The following is a 19468-nucleotide window of genomic DNA, read 5'->3' as shown; positions in this document are numbered from 1 at the left end:
TTGGGGGCAACGCCTGTTTCAGAATTGCTCCCAGGAACCGGGATCGTCTTTAGGCACGGCCGATGATTTGAGCGCAGGCTGCGCGCCGCCCTTGATGACGCGCATGGCCGGCGCAGCGGGTTTGGCGGCAACGGCGCGTACCGGCGGCGTGATGTCGACGGTGCGTTTCGGCATGGCTGCAGCAACGGGTTTGCCGACCGGCTTGCTGACGGCGCTGCGGTCGTCGAGCTTGAACACGCCGACCACTTCCGACAAGCGTCCGGCCTGTTCCTGCATGGATTGGGCTGCGGCTGCGGCTTGTTCTACCAGTGCCGCGTTCTGCTGCGTCACTTCGTCCATTTGCGTGATCGCAAGATTGATCTGCTCGATGCCCTGGCTTTGCTCGTGGCTGGCGGCGGTGATTTCGCTGACGATGTCGGTCACGCGCTTGACGCTGTTGACCACTTCATCCATGGTGGTGCCGGCCTGTTCGACCAATTTGCTGCCGGCATCGACCTGGGCCACCGAGTCGTCGATCAGGACCTTGATTTCCTTGGCGGCGGCGGCCGAACGTTGCGCCAGGCTGCGCACTTCCGAAGCGACCACAGCAAAGCCGCGGCCCTGTTCGCCGGCGCGGGCGGCTTCCACCGCAGCATTGAGCGCGAGGATATTGGTCTGGAAGGCAATACCGTCGATTACGCTGATGATGTCGACGATCTTGCGCGAGGATTCATTGATCGAACCCATGGTGTCGACCACCTTGCCGACCACTTCGCCGCCTGCGCTGGCGACTTCCGACGCGGTGACGGCGAGCTGGTTGGCCTGGCGCGCGTTGTCGGCGTTTTGCTTGACGGTGGAGGTCAGCTCTTCCATGGCCGAGGCGGTTTCTTCCAGCGAACCGGCTTGCTGTTCGGTACGCGAAGACAGATCCATGTTGCCGCTGGCGATTTCGTTGGAGGCCGTGGCGATGGTGTCGGTGCCGGTGCGCACTTCGCCGACGATCTTCAGCAGGCTGTCGTTCATGCCTTTGAGCGCTTCGAGCAACTGGCCGGTTTCATCCTTGCCGGCCGGCTGGATGTCCGCCGTCAGGTCGCCGCCGGCGACACGTTGCGCTACTTCGACTGCCGCGCCGAGCGGTTTGGAAATGACGCGCGAAATCCAGACGGCGAGCGTCATGGCGGCAACCATGCAGATCGCCAGCATCGCGATGATCCACAGCTTGGCGCTGGCATACGTTGCATCGGCGTCGGCGCTCGATGTTTCCGAACCTTTCTCATTGACTTCCACCAGTTTCTCCACCTGATCCAGCAGGCTGCGGTAGACCTTGGTCGATTCTCCTTTGAGCAAGGTGCGCGCATCCTCGTTCTTGTTGGTGCGCGAGACGTCGAGGATCTTCTTGTGCTCGGCCAGGAACACGACGATCCCCTTTTCGACGTCGGGATAGATGGCGCGTTCTTCCGGCTCGCTGATTTGCTTCAGGTAATCGTCCTGCTGCTTTTTCAGGTTGGCGATCTGCTTGTCGGCGTTCTTTTCGATTTCTTCGAATTCCTGCGGCGTGGACGCAAGGATGTGCTGCAGTTCAAAACTGCGGATACGCGACAGCGACAGCTTCATCTGCGACAGGGTGCGAATGGTCGGCAACCAGTTGGTCGCAATGTCCGTGGACGCTTGATTCACGCGACCCAGTTCGCGGATGGCGAACGCTCCCAGCGCAGCTTCCAGCAGGATGACGACGCAAAAGACGGAGATCAGTTTTTTTGAAATCTTGAGATCGTAGAACCACTTCATATTTTTCTCCTGGCGGACGAGGGACGGCTGACGACATTGAGGCATTGGCTGAAAGCATTCCGGCGCCTGTCGGCAACGGATGAACATGTCTGGCCATCAGGCAGGGATCCTGCCGGGCGCCGGAGCCGGTGTGATGAAGAAGGCGGCTCAGGCGACGAGCTGGTGTTGATTCCGCTATGCCCGATGTAATGCCAGTTTATGGGCGCGACATACTCTTCGGTATCAGTGTTTTCCTGATAGCGGAAAAGCAACTATTTTCGGGATGCGGGGAAAGGCATTGCGGTTTGCCTTCGGGCAACGATGCGCAAGGCTGCGCGGAGTGATGCGATCGGGGATAATAGCGGCTTCACCCAAACCAAGGATCGTCGTGGCAGTCTCCATCAAAACTGAAAAACAGATCGCCATGATGCGTGTCGCCGGCGGGCTGGCCGCAGAGGTGCTGGAGATGATCGGCGAATATGTGGTGCCGGGCGTGACGACCGAAGAACTGGACCGCCGCTGCCACGATTACATCCGCAAGGTGCAGAAGGCGACGCCGGCCAATGTCGGCTATCACGGCTTTCCCAAGACCTTGTGCACCTCGGTCAACAGCGTGGTCTGCCACGGCATTCCCAGCACCAAGGTGGTGTTGAAGGACGGCGACATCATCAACATCGACGTCACCGTCATCAAGGATGGCTGGCACGGCGACACCAGCCGCATGTACTTTGCCGGCACGCCGTCGCCGGAAGCGCAGCGCCTGGTACAGGTGACGCTGGACTCCATGCTGGCGGGCATTGCCGTGGTGCGCCCCGGCGCGCGGCTGGGCGACGTCGGCCATGCGATCCAGACGCTGGCCGAAGGCGCCGGCTATTCGGTGGTGCGCGAGTATTGCGGCCACGGCATCGGCAAGGTCTATCACGAAGAACCGCAGGTGCTGCATTACGGCACGCGCAATTCCGGCCTGCTGCTGCGCGAGGGCATGACGTTTACCATCGAGCCGATGATCAACATGGGCGCGCGCGGCGTGCAGCAACTGGCCGACGGCTGGACCGTCGTCACGCGCGACGGCTCGCTTTCAGCGCAGTGGGAGCACATGATTGCCGTGACTGCCGATGGCGCCGAGATCCTGACGGCGTGGCCGACAAAAAAATAAGTCGATAACCCGTTTCATTCGTTAACCGTAGATCCGCCGGCTGAGTTTCTCAGGCAACCGTGTTTGCATTCCTTGCCGGATGTGGCGCGTGCATCGGTTATCATTTCTTGCCGCAAGGTATTCCGTACATTTCATGTACGACCTCTGCGCGGCGCTCGCTCTTCTTTTCCACCGTTCTGACAACGATAGATCATCGCCCATGAAAATTTCCCCGTCGCTGCCGCTCTGGTCCATTGCTTCTCCTGTCATCGGCTGGCTGGTGTATGCCGTCAACGGCTTGCAGCCCGGCGGCTGGTTCGCGATCCTGCTGGTGATCGGCCTGATGGCTTCCGTGCTGGCGGCGGTGTATCACGCCGAGGTGGTGGCGCACAAAGTCGGCGAGCCGTTCGGCACGCTGGTGCTGGCGCTGGCGGTGACGCTGATTGAAGTGGCGCTGATCGTGTCGTTGATGCTGGCCGGCGGCGAAGCCACCACGGGATTGGCGCGCGACACGGTGTTCGCGGCCATCATGATCATCCTCAACGGCATCGTCGGCATTTGCCTGCTGGTGGGCGCAAGCCATCACCGCGAGCAATCGTTCGGACAGCACGGCGTCAGCGCGTCGCTGGCGACGCTGGCTGCGATCGCGGTGCTCACGCTGGTCCTGCCGAATTACACGCTGAGCGAGATCGGGCCTGTCTACAGCCCCAGCCAGCTGGCTTTCATCGCCGTGATCTCGCTGGTGTTGTACGGCACTTTCGTGCTGGTGCAGACCGTGCGCCATCGCGACTATTTTTTGCCGGAGAACGCTGCTGCCAACGAAGAGGCGCATGCGGAGCCGCCTTCCAACCAGGTCGCCATCATCAGCGCCGTGCTGTTGCTGGCTTGCCTGGGCGCGGTGGTATTGCTGGCCAAGGCGCTGGCGCCGACGCTGGAAACGGCGCTCGACGGCCTCGGTGCGCCGAAATCGGTGGTCGGTATCGTGATCGCCGCCATCGTGCTGCTGCCGGAAGGGCTGGCGGCGGTGCGCGCGGCCCGCGCCAATCGTTTGCAGACCAGTCTCAACCTGGCGATCGGCTCGGCATTGGCCAGCATCGGTCTGACGATTCCTGCGGTGGCGGTGGTGTCGCTGGCGACCGGCTGGACCTTGTCGCTCGGGCTCGATATCAAATCGACCGTGCTGCTGCTGCTCTCGTTCATCGTGGCCGGCTTCTCACTCAGCACCGGTCGCACGACGGTGATGCAGGGGATGGTGCATCTGGTGATTTTTGCGGTGTATCTGTTCACCACCATCGTGCCCTGATAAACATGCACCTGAGGCGCTTCAGCGTCTCAGGTTTTGCTGATCCTTGCGCAGCGGATCCAGCAACTGACGCAAGGCATTGTGATCAAGCTCGTACATCAGCGCCAGCAGGCTGCCCAATTCTCCGCGCGGGAATCCTTCCCGCGCGAACCATCCCAGATAATGTCCCGGCAGGTCGGCCAGCAGCCGGCCTTGGTATTTGCCATAGGGCATTTCCATGCTGACCAGTTTCAGCAGGTGTTCTTGATTCATGGCGCAGTTCAGGAAAGAGTGGTGTCGGTCTTGATTTCGTCATTGCGCGCGACGCAATTGCGGCCTTTGGCCTTGGCAATGTAGAGCGCGCGGTCGGCTTCTTCCACCAGTTGTTCCGGCGCGTCCGATTGCAGGCTCGGGCGAACGACGGCCACGCCGACGCTGATGGTGACGACGGTCAGCGGGCTGGCGGCATGCGGGATGTCGAGCGCGGCGATGTCGGCGCGCAGGCGTTCGGCAAGGATGGCGGCCGACTCCGGCGTCGTTTGCGGCAGCAGCACGACCATTTCTTCGCCGCCGTAGCGTGCCGCCATGTCGCCGGTGCGTTGCGGCACTGCCTTGATCATTTCGGCGATGCGGCACAAACAGGCATCGCCGGCGCGGTGGCCGTAGATATCGTTGTACTGCTTGAACCAGTCGACGTCGATCATGAGCAGGCCCAGCGTTTCCCGGTTACGCAATGCGCGGGAAAATTCTTCGCTCAGCGCGATGTCGAAATGGCGCCGGTTCGCCAGCCCCGTCAAACCGTCTTCCAGCGCGATATTCTGCAGGTGCTTGTTCAACTGATCGAGATTGTCGCGCGCGATGACGAGCTGCGCTTCGGTTTCCAGGCGCAGCTTGATCTGTTTCAGCAGCCAGTTGCCCAGCACCGCCAGGATCAGGATGAGGATCAGGATCGCCGCCGTATGGCGCAGGGTGTCGTCGACCCAGCCGTCCAGCACTTCGTCCTTGGACAAGGCGATGGCGACGAACATCGGGAACTGGTTGAAGTGCCGGTAGGCGTTGATCTTGTCCTTGCCGTCCACGGTGGAGGGCGCGGTGTGCGTGCCGTCGTGGTTCTTGGTGACGTAGTCGCGGAAAATCGGAACCTTGCGCAGGTCGGAGCCGACGTATTTGTCGAAGAAGGGCCGCCGCACCAGCAGCGTGCCGTTGTTGAGGCCGAGGATGATCAGCCCGCTTTCGCCGATGTTGAAGGTGCTGTAGAAATTGCGGAAGTAGTCGATGTCGATTGCCGCCAGCACCACGCCGCCGAAACTGCCGTCGGGGTTGTTGACGCGGCGCGATACCGTCAGGCGCCAGGCGCCCGCCGGGTTCTTGACCAGGGGACCGACGTACGGGCCGAGGTCTGCATGGTCGCGATGATATTGGAAGTAATTGCGATCATTGACGTTGTTGCTGAACAGGACTTCGTTGGAATCCACCACCGCATAGCCGTCGGCATTGAGGACGAACAGGCCCGCCAGTTGCGGCAACTCGGTGACGCGCGCCTTCAACAATGCGTGCAGGCGCGGTTTCATTTTCTCGGTAAGCCCTTCCGCCGCCATCAGTTCGAGTACGCCGCTGAGGATCAGGTCGGCCGCCTTGAGCGTATCGTCGCCGTGCTGGGCCAGCGCGCGCGCCATGTTGACCATGGTGGCTTCGGTGTCGCGCAACTGCTCGGTGCGCGTTTTCCATGCTTGCCAACCGTCGATCGACAGCAACGACAGGCAAACCAGGAAGAAGAAAATCTTGGCCCTGAAAACGATGGGGGATGATTCCACCACGTTTGCGGAGTTCAGGTTTTTCAGTCGTCGTATTACGGTCATAACAGGCATCATATTTTTTATCGGCTCGCCGGTGTGCGCCGTCTCCTCACGCACGATGGGAATGGCAGGCATCTGCGACTTCCATGCTACTAGAAATATGTATCAAATTCGCGGTAGTTTGTTCTCTTTGGGAAAATTATCCGTATTGCGATGGCGAGGTTGCGACAACCGCGCATCGTTTCTTTGTTGTCGCGGTTTCGGCAGCAATCTGTTGAGTCATGGAAATATCGTTCTGCGCCTCTATAATCGAAGCCTGTTCCGCTTTTTTCTTGTGTTGCCATGCCCGCACCGATCGACCACGACCCGCCGCCGACGCCGCCGATAGAGCCTCAGCTCGAAGATTGCTGCCAGAGCGGCTGCGATCCCTGCATTTTCGATATTTATCAGGATGCGCTGGAGCGCTACCGCGTCGCCTTGCAGGAATGGCAGGCGCGCCGGGAGGCGAGTATGGCAAAGCCCACAAAGCGCGCCGGATAGCCTTGCGCAAGGCTGCATGCCTGCCCGATGAGATCTCCTGTCATTTGAGGGTCACATTCTTCGTGTATGTTCCGACGGTACCCTGACCGACAAACCGGGCGCCGGTCTTTCCAGACCGGTTCAGGCCCAGATGGAGAAAAAATGAACGACGAAGAACTGGTACGCCGCATCCACCGCGAACTGGCGGACAGCTATGACGAAGAGCTGGAACTGGAAATCGAAGACCGTACGATCGACCAACTGGCAGCAGGCGTGGACGCGCAGAGCGAGCAGGACAAGGCCGACCGCCGCTTGTACTTCCGCGAACTGTTTCGTTTGCAGGCCGAGCTGGTCAAGCTGCAGGACTGGGTAGTCGCCACCGGCCACAAGGTCGTGATCCTGTTTGAAGGCCGCGATGCGGCAGGCAAGGGCGGCGTCATCAAGCGCATCACCCAGCGCCTCAACCCGCGCGTGTGCCGCGTGGCCGCCTTGCCGGCGCCGAACGACCGCGAACGCACCCAATGGTATTTCCAGCGCTACGTCTCGCACCTGCCGGCGGCAGGCGAAATCGTGCTGTTCGACCGCAGCTGGTATAACCGCGCCGGCGTCGAGCGCGTCATGGGTTTTTGCACGGATGACCAGTACGAAGAATTCTTCCGCTCCGCGCCGGAGTTCGAGCGCATGCTGGCGCGCTCCGGCATCCAGCTGATCAAATACTGGTTCTCGATCACCGACGAAGAGCAGCACATGCGCTTCCTGAGCCGCATCCACGATCCGTTGAAACAATGGAAGCTGAGCCCGATGGACCTGGAGTCGCGCCGCCGCTGGGAGGACTACACCAAGGCCAAGGAAATCATGCTGGAACGCACCCACATCCCCGAAGCCCCATGGTGGGTGGTGCAGGCCGTGGACAAGAAAAAAGCCCGTCTGAACTGTATCCATCACCTGCTGGGCCAGATGCCGTATGGCGAAGTCGAACATTCGCCGATCTCGCTGCCGGAGCGTGTGCGTCACGACGACTATTTCCGCCGCGAAGTATCGAGCGAAATCGTGGTGCCGGAAGTGTATTGATTGCTTAGGTCAGTGCAGGCGTAGTAATGAAAAACGGGAGCCTCGGCTCCCGTTTTTCATTGTGCAGAGGATCGCAGGATCGCTCAGAAATACTTTTTCAGCACTTCGCCGAATGCCTGTTCCGCCGACATGCCGGCACGCATCATGGCGGTGATTTCGTTGGAATGCTCGCCGATGGTGTCCGGCAGGGTGCCGCGATTGGCTTTGAAGTATTCGTACTTCTCGCTGTCGACCAGATCCTTGGCGCGGGTGGCGGCGCTAGGCGCGCGCGTGGTGCTGGCGCGCTTGACGGTGCCGGTGCTCAGCGTACGCGCCGGCTTGAGGCCGCCGACCTTGGCCAGCTTGACCTGCTCCAGCGTGAATACGCCGGTGGCGTTGCCTGGTGCGAATTCGGCGTCTTCCGGGTGGTGCAGGTGATGGTTGCCGTCGAAAGCCATCTTCTTGCCGGCGCTGTTGGTGAGCTGGTAGCGCGGGCCGTTGCCCGAAGTTACCAGCGCGAATTGCACGCGTTCGCCGTAAGTATCCATCTGGGTGATGACACCGGTCAGGTAGTCGGCCTTCAGGGATTCGATGTTGCCGTTCCAGCGTTTGCTTCTTGTCGTAGTCAAAATATGTACTTCCAGTAATGATGGCGACCGCGCGCGAGGGGATCGGAGGAGGAAATCAGCAATCCGTGGCGGCCAGCCTGATAAATCAGTTTGACCCTCCATTATCCTCTTCTCGGGCGGAGATTGACAGGGCGGCCGGAAAATTTGCCCCGGTTTTATATGGAATTTATTTCCGGGACGCCGCAAAGCCTTGCCCATGGCGGATATTGACGAAAGACAATCATGTTTTTCGGAAATATTGGGGCTATAATGTCCGGCAGCAAAGGTAGCGGGGGAGCGCCGCCTGGCGTCATACATCACACGTTGTTCAACCCGATGGCAACAATAAAAAGGCAGGCATCATGGGTCAGGGAAGCGTTTCGTTTCATCGGTCGTGGGGATTGGCCGTCGCGTTGTGTTGCTTCGGCCCCGTTGCGCATGCCGAAGTGCAGGACTACGTTCAGGCCGGCATCGTCAAGGTGGTGCGCGGCGACGTGCAGGTGCAGCGCCAGGGCGCAGCTGCGCAAGCCGCGGCCCAACAGGCAGCTTCGCCGCAAACTGTTTCACCGCAAGTCTTGCTGCATGTCGGCGACCGTCTGTTTTCCGGCGATCGCGTGGTCACCGCCGACGGCGCCGCAGTCGGCATCACCCTGCGCGACGACACGCTGGTGTCGCTCGGCCCCAAAAGCACCTTCGTGCTCGAACAATACAATTTCAATGAAAGCTCCGGCGAAGGCAATGTCGCCGTGCGCGTCGTCAAAGGCACCTTGCGCTACGTCACCGGCCTGATCGGCAAGCACGCGCCGGAGCGCCAGCAAGTCATGACGCCGACCGCTACCATCGGCATACGCGGCACCGATTTCATCGTGGATGTGGCCAGTGAATAAGCACAGCGGCGGCGCACGCCCGGGCAAATCATTCGGAGCATGGGTTGGCCTCGCAGGATTGGTCCTGCTCACCGCTTGCGCCGGGCCGAAGGAGCGTTTCGTCCTGCTGCCGCAGCCGGACGGCTCTTCCAGCAGCATCGTGGTCAAGACCGCGGGCGGCGAGACGCCGCTGACCACGCCGTATGCCTCGGTGGAAACCGACGGCGGCAAGGCCGGCAAGACGCTGACCCTGAACGAAGCGCAGGTGCAGGCGCGCTATGCGCCGGTGATGGACAACCTGCCCTTGCGGCCGCGCACCTATGTCCTGCTGTTCGAGCTGGGACGCGATCGCCTCACGCCGGCGTCGCGCAAATTCCTCGATCAGGCGATTGACGAGTTCAAGCAATTTCCTGCCGGCGAGTTCATCGTCATCGGCCATGCCGACAATATCGGCAACGACGCCTTCAACGACACGCTGTCGGTGCGCCGCGCGCGGCTGGTCGAGCGCGAATTGATCCGTGCTAAAGTCAACCTGATCAGCATCGAAGTGATCGGCAAGGGATCGCGCGAGCCGCGCGTACCGGCGAAGAAGGGCGTGCCGGAGCCGGCCAACCGCTACGTGGAAATCAAGCTGCGCTAAAAAAGCTTCACCACAGGTTTCATCACATACAGAGACATGGCCACCATCTATCTGGCGTATTCGCCGCAAACGCGCGTCAACTACTATGGCGAACGCGCCCTGGCGCGCCTGCAGGCACTGGGCGAGGTGCGGCTCAACCAGACGGAAATTCCGCTGACGCCCGCCGACCTGGCGCGTGAAGCCGCCGGTTGCGACATCATCGTCGCACCGCGCATTCCCGCCGCAACGGCAGAACTGTTCGACAACTTGCCGCAGCTGGTCGCGTATTGCCGCGGCGCAGTCGACATCCGCACCGTCGACGTTGCTGCCGCCGGCCGCAACGGCGTGCTCGTGACGCACGCCACGCCGGGCTTTGCCGCCTCGGTGGCGGAATGGGTGCTGGGCGCGATGTTCGACCTCAGCCGCAACATCAGCGACGCCGTCATGGCCTACCGCAGCGGCCTCGTGCCTGAAGTCAGGATGGGACGCGAGTTGCGCGGCGCGACGCTGGGCGTGGCCGGTTACGGCACCATCGGCCAGTATCTGTGCCGCATCGCGCAAGCGCTCGGCATGAAGGTGCTGGTGGCCGATCCCTATGCCCGCATCGAGGATCCTGCACACGTCGCTGTCGGCTTCGACGCCTTGCTGGCGCAATCCGATTACGTCGTCTGCCTGGCGCCGGCCAACGCCGAGACCGCGCACATGTTCAACGCCGCCGCCTTTGCAAAGATGCAGGCTTCCGCTTATTTCATCAATGCTTCGCGCGGCGAACTGGTCGACGAAGCCGCCTTGCTGCAGGCGCTGGAGCAGGGCGTGATCGCGGCCTGCGCGGTCGACGTCGGCATGGCGCCGGATCAGATGCCGTCGCCGCTGCTGGCGCGCCACCCGCGCGTGATCGCCACGCCGCACATCGGCGGACTGACGCCGCAGGCAGCCGAGCATCAGGCCATGGACACCGTCAACCAGGTCGCCGCCATCGTCGCCGGGCGCATGCCGCAAGGCGCGGTGAATGCGGCGCAGGCAACGCGGCTGGCGCGGTTTTCTGCGTAAAAAATATAAAAAATCAACGGAGACATTTCATGACCGCAACAACTCAGGCAGACGACATGCCCGCCGGCGCTTGCGATTGCCACATCCACATCTACGATTACACGCGCTTCGACTTGGCGCCGACGGCATTGTCCAAACCGCCGCAGGCCTTGTGGTCCGACTATCGCCGCGAGCAGCAAGCCTTGGGCCTGACGCGCGCCGTGGTGGTGCAGCCGACCGGTTACGGTTTCGACAATCGCTGCACGCTCGATGCGCTGGCGCAGGCCCAGGGCAATGCGCGCGGCATCGTCGCGATTGCCCCTGATATCGCCGAGAGCGAGCTGGTGCAGATGGATGCCGCCGGCGTACGCGGCGTGCGCTTCATGATGATCGCCAACGGCGGCGGCGTGATGCGCTGGGACATGCTGGAGACCGTCGCCGCGAAGATCGCGTCGCTGAACTGGAACATCAACCTGCAGATCGACGGTCGCGATTTCGCGCAATACGAAACGCTGTTGAAGTCCTTGCCGTGCCGCGTCGTGGTCGACCACAACGGCAAATTCCTCACGCCGGTCAAGCCCGATCATCCCGGCATGCAAAGCCTGCTGCGCCTGCTCGACAGCGGACGTTGCTGGGTCAAACTGTCGGCGCCGTACGAGACGTCGCAAACCGGTGCGCCGTCTTATGACGACGTCGGCGCACTGGCCAAGACCTTCGTCAACGCGTATCCCGAACGCTGCCTGTGGGCCAGCAACTGGCCGCATCCGGGCCGCAATCCGCAGCCGTCCAATCGCGACCTGCTCGACCTGTTGCCGTCGTGGGCGCCGTCGGCAGAAGTACGCCAACGCATCCTGGTCGACAACCCCTCCGCGCTTTACGGATTCTGAGCGTAGTGCGACAAGGCGATCTTTTCGCCTTTCGGCATGTTCATGGTTCCCAGCTCTTCCCGTTCTTCTATTTCCTCGACCTCATACAGATCGTCCAGCGGCCACGCCAGCGACAAAGGCGTGAGCTGCACGCCGAAATGAGCGGCTGTCGCTTCGACGTCGCGCGGTACTTGCGTTCTGGCGATCAGATCGATCACTGTGGCAGGCAATTCCGCGCCGGCACCTGCCTGCGCAACCGCGATCGTCTGCACCGGCACCTGTCTGCCATTGACCAACTGCACCAGTTCCGCCAGCGTATGCTCGTCGGGGCCGCCCAATTCATAGGTGCCTGCGCTGCCCGCGCCGAGTGCGGCAGCTTCCGCGATGGTGGCGATGTCGCCCAGATTGATCGGACGGCTGCGTTGCTCGCCGCTGCCGTACAAGGTTACCGACGCACCGGGAGCACGCTGTTGCAGCGACAGCTCAAACGGCAAGGGTTGCGGGCTGCCGCGCACCACCGGTCCGTGGCGAAAGATCACGGCATTGCTCAGACGTTTCAGTGCCTGCTCGGCCAGGCCCTTGGCTTTCAGATACCAGTTGCTTTCGGCAGCGTCGGCGCCCAGGTGCGAAAAATAGATGACGCGTGTGTCGCGCCGGCCCACCGCTGCGGCGATGCGTTCGGCGGTATCGACCATGCCGCTCCGGTAGGCATCCCAGTTGTCGGCGGCGAAGACGCCGGTCAGCAGAATCACGGCATCGGCTTCGGCGATCACTTCAAAGCTGCGTTCGCTGTGCAGCCAGTCGGCGACAACTTCATCGGCCACCAGTCGCACGGGATGCCGCACCAGCGCGGTGACGTGTACATCGGCGTCGCGCAGCAAGAGCATCAACAGACGGGCGGTGGGGCCGTTGGCCCCGGCGATGACGACACGGCGGAAAGCTAGAGTAGGTGCAGCGGGTGCGGTATGAAAGTAGTGCATGGCTTCTCCCTGGTTTGGCAGACATGCAGATGCAGACGTTTGAGAAAGCGGAATATTGTGGTGCACAAATATATTTTTCTGCATGTACTTTCAGGGGCATGCGCCTGTTACGCTGGCAGGCGATTTGCTTGTTCTGCTGTCGGAAATACATCATCGCAGGGCAATCGGCAGCGCCTTTGCACCCGATTGCAAAGCAGCCATTGAAATGCGTGCATGCATACCAACATGCACGGCAACACCATCTTTATCACCCTTTGCGAGGTCCCATGCCGTCACGTTTCACCATTGTTTTCGTGCTTTCCGTGCTGGGGGCCTTGCATGCATGGATAGGCTGGCGCATCCTGCCGGCGCTCGGTATCGACGCTGCCTGGCAGGCCACCGGCGCGTTGCTGCTGGTGCTGTCCTATCTGCTGATCCCGGCCGGGCTGTTGTCGCGCGGAATCAAGCAACAACCCTTGTCGGACCGCCTGGCCTGGGTCGGCATGCTGGTCATGGGCTTGTTCTCGTCCTTGTTGCTGCTGACCATCGTGCGTGAAATCGGCTTGCTGGTGTTGCCGTGGTTCGGCGCACGCACGCCGGAGTTGGTTGAAAGCACCGCCTGGGCCGTCATCGGCTGCGCGCTGCTGCTGACGGCGGTCGGCTATGTCAACGCGCGCCGTCTGGCTGCCGTGGTCGACGTCGACGTGCCGATCAAAGGCCTGTCGCCGGCGCTGGAAGGTTTCACCATCGTGCAGATCAGCGACATCCATGTCGGTCCCACCATCAAGCGCAGTTACCTGCGCGCCATCGTCGACAAGGTCAATTCATTGAAGGCCGACATGATCGCCGTCACCGGCGATCTGGTCGACGGCAGCGTGCAGCAGTTGTCCGAACACACGGCGCCGCTGGAGCAGTTGCGGGCGCGTCACGGCGCTTACTTCGTCACCGGCAATCATGAGTATTACTCCAATGCGCACGCCTGGATCGAAGAGGTGCGGCGTCTCGGCCTGACCGTGCTGATGAACGAGCACGTGGTGCTGCAGCATCATGGCGCACCGCTGGTGCTGGCGGGCGTGACGGATTTCACGGCGCATCATTTCGATGAGAACCATCGCAGCGATCCGCATGCGGCGATTCGCAATGCGCCGGTCAGCAGCGTGCGTGTGTTATTGGCGCATCAGCCGAGATCGGCGGCGGCGGCTTCGGATGCGGGGTTCAATTTGCAGTTGTCGGGGCATACGCACGGCGGGCAGTTTTTTCCGTGGAATTTCTTTGTGCCTTTGCAGCAGCCTTATGTGGCGGGCTTGAATCGCTTGAAGGATTTGTGGGTGTATACCAGCCGGGGGACGGGGTATTGGGGGCCGCCTAAGAGGTTGTTGGCGCCTTCGGAGATTACGAGGTTGAGGTTGGTCAGCGCCTGATGGCTGATAGTTTGCTTGTCCCGACTTGCCCGGTTTGGGCGGCTGATTCTTTTCTTTCTTCGGACTACCGGGGTTGCCGGGGGCGGCCCGGCAGCCGCTCACTTTTCTTGCTCCGCCAAGAAAAGTAAGCAAAAGAAGGCGGCCGCGATTCGCAGCCCCTTCGGGGTTCCCGTTGGTGCCAAGCACAAATCGGGAAGGGAAAACAACTCGCTTCGCTCAGACATTTTTCCCTTCTTTTTCCGATTTGTGCTTGGCACCAACGGCAGCTCATAAGCGGAACGGCCGAACCGGCTCGCTTCGCTTTGCCGGGGGCTCGCCTTCGGCATCGCGCTTCTCTTCTGTCGTCACCGATTGATCCGTCGTCCCAGCGTCGTAACGACCTATCTTCAAACTCCACCCTCAAAGATACAACGCCTCCTGCTTCCGCTGCGCTCGCCTGATCGCCTGCGGCGGATACCCGAACACGCGCAGAAACGCGCGGCGCATGCGTTCCGGGTCGTCGAAGCCGACTGCGCGGGCGATGTTTTCCAGCGACTCTTCTCCTGCTTCCACCCGCGGACGCGCGGCTTCCGCACGCAGTTTTTCAATCGCCTTGGCCGGCGTCTGTCCGGTTTCTGCGCTGAAGGCGCGGTCGAACTGGCGGCGGCTCAGGCAGGCGATTTCGGCCAGGCGGTCGGCGCTCAGCGATTCGTGCAGATGGTTGCGCGCGTAGCTCAGTGTTTCGCGGATGCGACCCGACGGCGGGTCCATTTCCAGCAGGTTGGAGAATTGCGACTGGCCGCCCGGGCGACGGTGGTACACCACCAGTTCGCGGGCGACGGCGCGCGCCAGTTCGACGCCGAGGTCTTCTTCGATCAGCGCCAGCGCCAGGTCGATGCCGGCGGAGATGCCGGCCGAGGTCCAGACATTGCCGTCCTTGATGAAGATCTTGTCGCTGTCGACTTGCACCGTCGGGTGCATGCGCTGCAGACGTGCCGCCATGCGCCAGTGCGTCGTGGCGCGTTTGCCGTCGAGCAGGCCGGCGGCGGCGAGGACGAAGGCGCCGGTGCAGACGCTGGCGACCCGGCGCGCCTTGCTTGCCGCATCGCGTGTGTACTCCAGCAAGGTCGCCGACAGCACGCCTTCGCGCGGACCCGCGCCGCCGGCGATGATCAGCGTATCGAACGCCGAGCGGTCCAGCGGATGTGTGATCACGGCCGTGCCCGAGGCGCTTTCCAGCATGCCGCCTTGCTCGGACATCACGCGCAACTGATAAGGCCGGGACGCTCCGGAGCGTTCTTCGCTGAGCCGGTTGGCGACGTCGAAGGCGGTCAGCGGGCCGGTGAAGTCGAGCAGGCTGCAGTCGAGGAAGAGTAAAAAGCCGATCTTGCGCATGGCAGTTTGTCCAAAAATGATGATTGTCCAAAAACGAGGTTTTTATGTCATTTTGGACGGATGGTGGCACGGCACACTCTGGGTGTCAAATCACCATGGAGTCGCATCATGAACACAACAGCGCAAGCTGCGGCGCAGGGACTTGCCGTACGCCAGGACAGCCACCGCTGGAAAATCCTCGGCATCGGCGTGTTGGCCAACGCCAGTTTTTCCGCCGCCTTTGCCGGGATTCCGGTCACCGCCATTTTCTTGCGCGCCGATTACCGGCTTGACAACACCCAGCTCGGCCTGGCGCTGGGTTCGCTCGGTCTCGGCGTGGCGGTGAGCGAATTGCCCTGGGGCGTGCTGACCGATCGCTGGGGCGACCGCAAGGTCTTGTTGTGCGGACTGATCACGACCGCGCTGGCGCTGGCGGCGATGGCCTTGTTCGCCGCGCCGGGCAGTGACGGCGTACCGCCGATGTGGCAGTTGGCGCTGGGTTTGCTGACGGTCGGCTTGCTCGGCGGCAGCGTCAACGGCTCCAGCGGACGCGCGGTGATGGGCTGGTTTCGTGAAGGCGAACGCGGCCTGGCCATGAGTATCCGCCAGACCGCGGTGCCGGTCGGCGGCGGTGTCGGCGCCGTGGTGTTGCCGGCGCTGGCGGCGGCGCATGGCTTTGCGGCGGTGTACGGATTGCTGGCGCTGTTTTGTCTGCTGAGCGCCGGCATGGCATGGCTGTGGCTGCATGAGCCGCCTGCTGCGGCCGCAGGGGCGGGCATGCATGCTCCGGCGCAGACGCGCAGCGCCCTGCGCGACGTCAAGGTCTGGCGCGTGGCGATGGCGATCGGGATACTGTGTTTTCCGCAGGTGTCGGTGCTGACCTTCGCGACGATCTTTTTGCACGATGTCGGCCATGCCGGGTTGACGCTGATCAGCGCGACCATGGCGGCGATCCAGGTCGGCGCGGCAGTGATGCGGGTCTGGAGCGGACGCTGGACCGACCGCCACGGCAACCGCCGCAGCTATCTGCGCACTTGCAGCGCGCTGAGCGTGTTGCTGTTCGTCGGACTCGGAGTGCTGGCGGCGCTGGCACCGCACGACTGGCCGCAATGGATACTGGCGCTGGTCGTGCTGATGCTGATCGCCGGCGGCGTCTGCGCCTCGGCCTGGCATGGCGTGGCCTACACGGAACTGGCGACGCTGGCCGGAGCGCATCAGGTCGGCACGGCGCTGGGGCTGGGCAATACCTGCGTGTTCCTGGTGTTCTTCCTGGCGGCGCAGGCGGTGCCGGTTTTGCTGGCCTGGCAATCGTGGCCGGCGGTGTGGCTGGCCGGTGCCGCCGGGGCGTTGATTGCGTGGCCGATTTTTCTCAAGCCAAGGGGGCGATAGGTATTGGCAGGCGTTGATGTAATAATCAACGCTTCAGCCACTTCTCTTTTTCGCCATGGATCGTCTGAGCGACATGCGTCTGTTTCTGAGCGCCGCTTCCGCCGGCAGCTTTTCCGCCGCCGGGCGCAAGGTCGGCTTGTCGCCGGCGGCTTCCAGCGCGGCCATGCAGAGGCTGGAGCAGTCGCTCGGCGTCAAGCTGTTCGAGCGCACCACGCGCCAGTTGCGCCTGACGGAAGAAGGGCGGCTGTATCAGTACTACTGCCAGCAAGCCATCGACGCCATCACTGAAGCCGAACATCAGCTGCAGGCCGGCAAGCAACTGGTGCAAGGCACGGTGCGCATCTCGGCGCCGTCCGATCTGGGACGCAATCTGTTGCAGGATTATTTATTCGAATTCTCGCAGCAGTATCCGGACGTGCGTTTCGTCCTGTCGCTGACCGATTCGCACGCCAATCTGGTGCTCGATGATGTCGACGTCGCCATCCGTTACGGCAAGCTGGCCGACAGCAGCATGGTGGCGCGCACATTGGCGCCGAACCGCCGCGTGATTTGCGTGGCGCCGGCCTGCGACGACCACTTCGGTCCGCTGAAAGAATTGCAGCAACTCGCGCAGCGGCCGGCGCTGGTGCTGACCACGGCGGCCGGGCCGATGAATGTGTGGCAGTTCCAGAGCGGCAAGCGCATCGAATCCATCCAGCTCGATCACTATCACGAGACCAACGACGGCGAGATCCTGCGCAAGTGGGCGGTGCAGGGACGCGGTTATGCTTACAAGTCCGCGCTCGACATCGTCGATGACGTGCGCGCGCAGCGCCTGCGTATCGTGCTGCCCGACAAGCTGTCGGCGCCGGTGCCGCTGCATGCGCTGTATCACCGCAACAAGCACCAGCCGCCGCGCGTCAAGCTGCTGCTGGATTTCCTGCAGGAGCGTTTCGCCGCCCAGTCCGCCGGACTCGACGAACTGGGTATCGCTTTTTAGGTGGCAGGCGAATAGTCGCTGTAGTTGCCGTAATCACTGTAGCCGCGCTGATCGCCGCCGAACAAGGTCGCACCGTCGAGATCTGCCAGCGCCAGGTTTTGCTGCAGGCGTTTCGGCAAATCCGGATTGGCGACAAAAGGCCGGCCGAAGGCCACCAGATCGGCCAGTCCATCGGCCAGTATCTTGCCTGCGCGTTCCTTGTCATAGCGTCCGGCCACCACGATGCTGCCCGAGTAGGCGGCGCGCAGCTTGTGGCGGAAGTCTTCGGGAATGGTCGGCGCATCGTCCCAGTCGGCTTCCGACAAGTGGATGTAGGCGACCTTGAGCTTCTCCAGTTCGCCGGCGGCGTGGAGGATGGTGTCGACGATTTCCGGATCGGCCATGTCCTTGATGGTGATGTAAGGCGCGAGCCGCACGCCGACGCGCTCAGCGCCGATTTCCCTGACCACCGCCGCCACCACTTCGCGCAAGAAGCGTACGCGGTTGTCGACGCTGCCGCCGTACTGGTCGGTGCGGTGATTGGAGACCGTGCGCAGAAACTGGTCGATCAGGTAGCCGTTGCCGCCGTGGAATTCAATGCCGTCAAAACCGGCTTCGATCGCGTTGGCCGCAGCCTGGCGGAAGTCTTCGACGATATCGCCGATTTCTGCCACCGTCAGTTCACGCGGCATCGAGGTATCGATCATGCGGCCGACGCCGTCGTCGCCGACGATCCACACTTGGGTGCCGCGCGGCTGGATTGCCGACGGCGCCACCGGCGCTGCGCCGTCATGGAATACCGTATGCGACACGCGACCGACATGCCACAGCTGCACGAAGATGCGTCCGCCCTTGGCATGCACGGCGTCGGTGACCAGTTTCCAGCCGGCGATCTGTTCTTGCGTATGAATGCCGGGCGTGAACGAATAGCCCTGGCCTTGCGGAGAAATCTGCGTCGCCTCGCTCACGATCAGGCCGGCCGTTGCGCGCTGGGCGTAGTACTCGGCCATCATCCGGTTCGGGATATTGCCGGGTTGCGTGGTGCGGGCGCGTGTCATCGGCGCCATCACGATGCGGTTCGGCAGTTGAGAGCGGCCCAGTTGCAGTGGTGAAAACAGGGTCGAGTCTTTCAGTGGTGTGGTGTTAGTCATTACAGTAATCCTCCGCCTTCGATATCAAGAACGGCGCCGCTGACGAAGCCGTTTTCCATGGCAAGCATGTATGCCTGCGCTACATCCTGCGGTGTGCCGACGCGGCCCACCGGCAAACCTTTTCCGATGCGGGCCATCGCCGCCACGCGCGATTCTGCGCCGGCTTCGCCCCACAATTCGGTGTCGATCACGCCCGGGCTGACCACGTTCACGCGGCGCGGCGCCAATTCCTTCGCCAGGGTTTTGGCGGTCGCTTCCACCGCCGCATTCAGGGTGCTCTTGAGCAAACCGCCGGGGCCGAACTTGCGCGACAGCAGGCCGGAGGTCAGCGTCACGGAAGCATTGGGCGTCAGGTAGGGCAGTGCGGCCTGGATCGCAAACAGCGAACCGAACAGCTTGACGTTGAAGGCCAGTTCCAATTCTTCACGCTGGAGTTCGGTCAGCTTGGGCGAGCCGACGCGGGCGCCGGCGGTCAGCACCAGATGGTCGATCCTGCCGATGGCGGCAAAGGCCTGGACCAAGGCAGCGTTGTCGGTGACGTCGGCCGCGATGGCGCGGATGTCGCCGCCCGCTTTGGCCGAGCGGCCGATCACGGTAACGATGGCGCCGCGTTGTAATGCCGCATTGGCGACTTCGCGGCCGATGCCGGAGGTGCCGCCGATGACGACGACTTGCTGGTTTTTCAGTGAGGTGTCGGACATGATGATTCCTTTTTTTTTCG

Annotated in this window: 19 protein-coding genes; 11 read left to right on the top strand and 8 right to left on the bottom strand. The window is 62.3% G+C overall.

The features are described from left to right. Positions 1-18: 18 nt before the first annotated feature. Positions 19-1767, bottom strand: coding sequence for a methyl-accepting chemotaxis protein (locus tag AKL25_RS11695; RefSeq protein ID WP_050477848.1), 1749 nt, complete (start codon positions 1765-1767; stop codon positions 19-21). Positions 1768-2089: 322 nt separating this feature from the next. Here AKL25_RS11695 and map point away from each other — a divergent pair, with 322 nt between their 5' ends. Both map and AKL25_RS11685 read left to right on the top strand, forming a co-directional pair. Next, complete coding sequence (gene map, locus AKL25_RS11690; RefSeq protein WP_205627241.1) at positions 2090-2902, top strand: type I methionyl aminopeptidase; 813 nt, start codon at positions 2090-2092, stop codon at positions 2900-2902. A gap of 199 nt (positions 2903-3101) precedes the next feature. After that, positions 3102-4184, top strand: coding sequence for a calcium:cation antiporter (locus AKL25_RS11685; protein ID WP_050477846.1), 1083 nt, complete (start codon positions 3102-3104; stop codon positions 4182-4184). Between the two features lie 21 nt (positions 4185-4205). Here the strand turns inward: AKL25_RS11685 and AKL25_RS11680 are convergent, their stop codons facing one another. Together AKL25_RS11680 and AKL25_RS11675 are read right to left on the bottom strand one after the other, a co-directional pair. After that, positions 4206-4436 carry a DUF3820 family protein gene (locus tag AKL25_RS11680; protein ID WP_050477845.1) on the bottom strand — a complete coding sequence of 77 codons (231 nt, stop codon included), beginning with the start codon at positions 4434-4436 and terminating at the stop codon, positions 4206-4208. A gap of 8 nt (positions 4437-4444) precedes the next feature. Further along, positions 4445-5977, bottom strand: coding sequence for a sensor domain-containing diguanylate cyclase (locus AKL25_RS11675; RefSeq protein ID WP_240475718.1), 1533 nt, complete (start codon positions 5975-5977; stop codon positions 4445-4447). A 324-nt stretch (positions 5978-6301) separates the two neighbouring features. Between AKL25_RS11675 and AKL25_RS11670 the strand changes: the two genes are divergently transcribed. Further along, positions 6302-6499 carry an oxidoreductase-like domain-containing protein gene (locus AKL25_RS11670; protein ID WP_050477844.1) on the top strand — a complete coding sequence of 66 codons (198 nt, stop codon included), beginning with the start codon at positions 6302-6304 and terminating at the stop codon, positions 6497-6499. 141 nt (positions 6500-6640) lie between these two features. Continuing rightward, entirely contained in the window at positions 6641-7549 is a 909-nt protein-coding gene (ppk2, locus tag AKL25_RS11665) for a polyphosphate kinase 2 (protein ID WP_050477843.1), read from the top strand. Between the two features lie 83 nt (positions 7550-7632). Here the strand turns inward: ppk2 and AKL25_RS11660 are convergent, their stop codons facing one another. Next, a complete protein-coding gene (locus tag AKL25_RS11660) occupies positions 7633-8157 on the bottom strand; it encodes a hypothetical protein (protein WP_050477842.1) in 525 nt (174 codons plus the stop codon). A 341-nt stretch (positions 8158-8498) separates the two neighbouring features. Here AKL25_RS11660 and AKL25_RS11655 point away from each other — a divergent pair, with 341 nt between their 5' ends. The 4 genes from AKL25_RS11655 to AKL25_RS11640 are packed head-to-tail and all read left to right on the top strand — an operon-like array spanning position 8499 to position 11537. Continuing rightward, complete coding sequence (locus AKL25_RS11655) at positions 8499-9023, top strand: FecR family protein (RefSeq protein WP_050477841.1); 525 nt, start codon at positions 8499-8501, stop codon at positions 9021-9023. After that, positions 9016-9642, top strand: a complete 627-nt coding sequence (locus tag AKL25_RS11650; RefSeq protein WP_157050601.1) for an OmpA family protein — start codon at positions 9016-9018, stop codon at positions 9640-9642. Before AKL25_RS11655 ends, AKL25_RS11650 begins: the two co-directional genes overlap by 8 nt. Positions 9643-9678: 36 nt before the next feature. Then, positions 9679-10671 (top strand): hydroxyacid dehydrogenase, encoded by a 993-nt coding sequence (locus tag AKL25_RS11645; protein ID WP_050477839.1) that lies wholly within the window; start codon positions 9679-9681, stop codon positions 10669-10671. A gap of 29 nt (positions 10672-10700) precedes the next feature. Next, positions 10701-11537: an amidohydrolase family protein gene (locus tag AKL25_RS11640; RefSeq protein ID WP_050477838.1), complete on the top strand. Its 837-nt coding sequence runs from the start codon at positions 10701-10703 to the stop codon at positions 11535-11537. Here the strand turns inward: AKL25_RS11640 and AKL25_RS11635 are convergent. Then, positions 11525-12496 (bottom strand): SDR family oxidoreductase, encoded by a 972-nt coding sequence (locus AKL25_RS11635; RefSeq protein WP_167541876.1) that lies wholly within the window; start codon positions 12494-12496, stop codon positions 11525-11527. The two genes, AKL25_RS11640 and AKL25_RS11635, sit on opposite strands and share 13 nt — an antisense overlap. A gap of 266 nt (positions 12497-12762) precedes the next feature. On the opposite strand from AKL25_RS11635, the gene AKL25_RS11630 reads away from it, so the two are divergent. Then, the gene (locus AKL25_RS11630) at positions 12763-13896 is read left to right on the top strand and encodes a metallophosphoesterase (RefSeq protein WP_050477836.1); all 1134 of its coding nucleotides are present in this window, start codon (positions 12763-12765) and stop codon (positions 13894-13896) included. A 399-nt stretch (positions 13897-14295) separates the two neighbouring features. Here AKL25_RS11630 and AKL25_RS11620 read toward each other — a convergent pair whose 3' ends face one another. After that, the gene (locus tag AKL25_RS11620) at positions 14296-15270 is read right to left on the bottom strand and encodes a GlxA family transcriptional regulator (RefSeq protein WP_050477834.1); all 975 of its coding nucleotides are present in this window, start codon (positions 15268-15270) and stop codon (positions 14296-14298) included. Between the two features lie 108 nt (positions 15271-15378). Between AKL25_RS11620 and AKL25_RS11615 the strand changes: the two genes are divergently transcribed. Both AKL25_RS11615 and AKL25_RS11610 read left to right on the top strand, forming a co-directional pair. Beyond that, positions 15379-16638 (top strand): MFS transporter, encoded by a 1260-nt coding sequence (locus AKL25_RS11615; protein ID WP_050477833.1) that lies wholly within the window; start codon positions 15379-15381, stop codon positions 16636-16638. Positions 16639-16711: 73 nt separating this feature from the next. Then, the gene (locus AKL25_RS11610) at positions 16712-17617 is read left to right on the top strand and encodes a LysR family transcriptional regulator (protein WP_240475717.1); all 906 of its coding nucleotides are present in this window, start codon (positions 16712-16714) and stop codon (positions 17615-17617) included. Here AKL25_RS11610 and AKL25_RS11605 read toward each other — a convergent pair. Next, complete coding sequence (locus AKL25_RS11605; protein WP_050477831.1) at positions 17614-18747, bottom strand: alkene reductase; 1134 nt, start codon at positions 18745-18747, stop codon at positions 17614-17616. The two genes, AKL25_RS11610 and AKL25_RS11605, sit on opposite strands and share 4 nt — an antisense overlap. After that, positions 18747-19448 carry an SDR family oxidoreductase gene (locus AKL25_RS11600; RefSeq protein ID WP_050477830.1) on the bottom strand — a complete coding sequence of 234 codons (702 nt, stop codon included), beginning with the start codon at positions 19446-19448 and terminating at the stop codon, positions 18747-18749. The genes AKL25_RS11605 and AKL25_RS11600 overlap by 1 nt, the downstream gene beginning before the upstream one ends. Between the last annotated feature and the right edge of the window lie 20 nt (positions 19449-19468).

Origin of the sequence: Herbaspirillum rhizosphaerae (genome assembly GCF_001189965.1) — a bacterium.
Lineage (GTDB): Bacteria > Pseudomonadota > Gammaproteobacteria > Burkholderiales > Burkholderiaceae_D > Herbaspirillum > Herbaspirillum rhizosphaerae.
Note: the sequence above shows the minus strand (reverse complement) of the source record. Positions and strands in the feature narration are given on the sequence as shown.

Bases quoted from the DNA above. Each gene is read 5' to 3' on its own strand.
- AKL25_RS11695 (WP_050477848.1), bottom strand. From the start codon at position 1,767: ATGAAGTGGTTCTACGATCTCAAGATTTCAAAAAAACTGATCTCCGTC.
- map (WP_205627241.1), top strand. From the start codon at position 2,090: ATGCGATCGGGGATAATAGCGGCTTCACCCAAACCAAGGATCGTCGTG.
- AKL25_RS11685 (WP_050477846.1), top strand. From the start codon at position 3,102: ATGAAAATTTCCCCGTCGCTGCCGCTCTGGTCCATTGCTTCTCCTGTC.
- AKL25_RS11680 (WP_050477845.1), bottom strand. From the start codon at position 4,436: ATGAATCAAGAACACCTGCTGAAACTGGTCAGCATGGAAATGCCCTAT.
- AKL25_RS11670 (WP_050477844.1), top strand. From the start codon at position 6,302: ATGCCCGCACCGATCGACCACGACCCGCCGCCGACGCCGCCGATAGAG.
- ppk2 (WP_050477843.1), top strand. From the start codon at position 6,641: ATGAACGACGAAGAACTGGTACGCCGCATCCACCGCGAACTGGCGGAC.
- AKL25_RS11655 (WP_050477841.1), top strand. From the start codon at position 8,499: ATGGGTCAGGGAAGCGTTTCGTTTCATCGGTCGTGGGGATTGGCCGTC.
- AKL25_RS11645 (WP_050477839.1), top strand. From the start codon at position 9,679: ATGGCCACCATCTATCTGGCGTATTCGCCGCAAACGCGCGTCAACTAC.
- AKL25_RS11640 (WP_050477838.1), top strand. From the start codon at position 10,701: ATGACCGCAACAACTCAGGCAGACGACATGCCCGCCGGCGCTTGCGAT.
- AKL25_RS11635 (WP_167541876.1), bottom strand. From the start codon at position 12,496: ATGCACTACTTTCATACCGCACCCGCTGCACCTACTCTAGCTTTCCGC.
- AKL25_RS11630 (WP_050477836.1), top strand. From the start codon at position 12,763: ATGCCGTCACGTTTCACCATTGTTTTCGTGCTTTCCGTGCTGGGGGCC.
- AKL25_RS11620 (WP_050477834.1), bottom strand. From the start codon at position 15,270: ATGCGCAAGATCGGCTTTTTACTCTTCCTCGACTGCAGCCTGCTCGAC.
- AKL25_RS11615 (WP_050477833.1), top strand. From the start codon at position 15,379: ATGAACACAACAGCGCAAGCTGCGGCGCAGGGACTTGCCGTACGCCAG.
- AKL25_RS11610 (WP_240475717.1), top strand. From the start codon at position 16,712: ATGCGTCTGTTTCTGAGCGCCGCTTCCGCCGGCAGCTTTTCCGCCGCC.
- AKL25_RS11605 (WP_050477831.1), bottom strand. From the start codon at position 18,747: ATGACTAACACCACACCACTGAAAGACTCGACCCTGTTTTCACCACTG.
- AKL25_RS11600 (WP_050477830.1), bottom strand. From the start codon at position 19,448: ATGTCCGACACCTCACTGAAAAACCAGCAAGTCGTCGTCATCGGCGGC.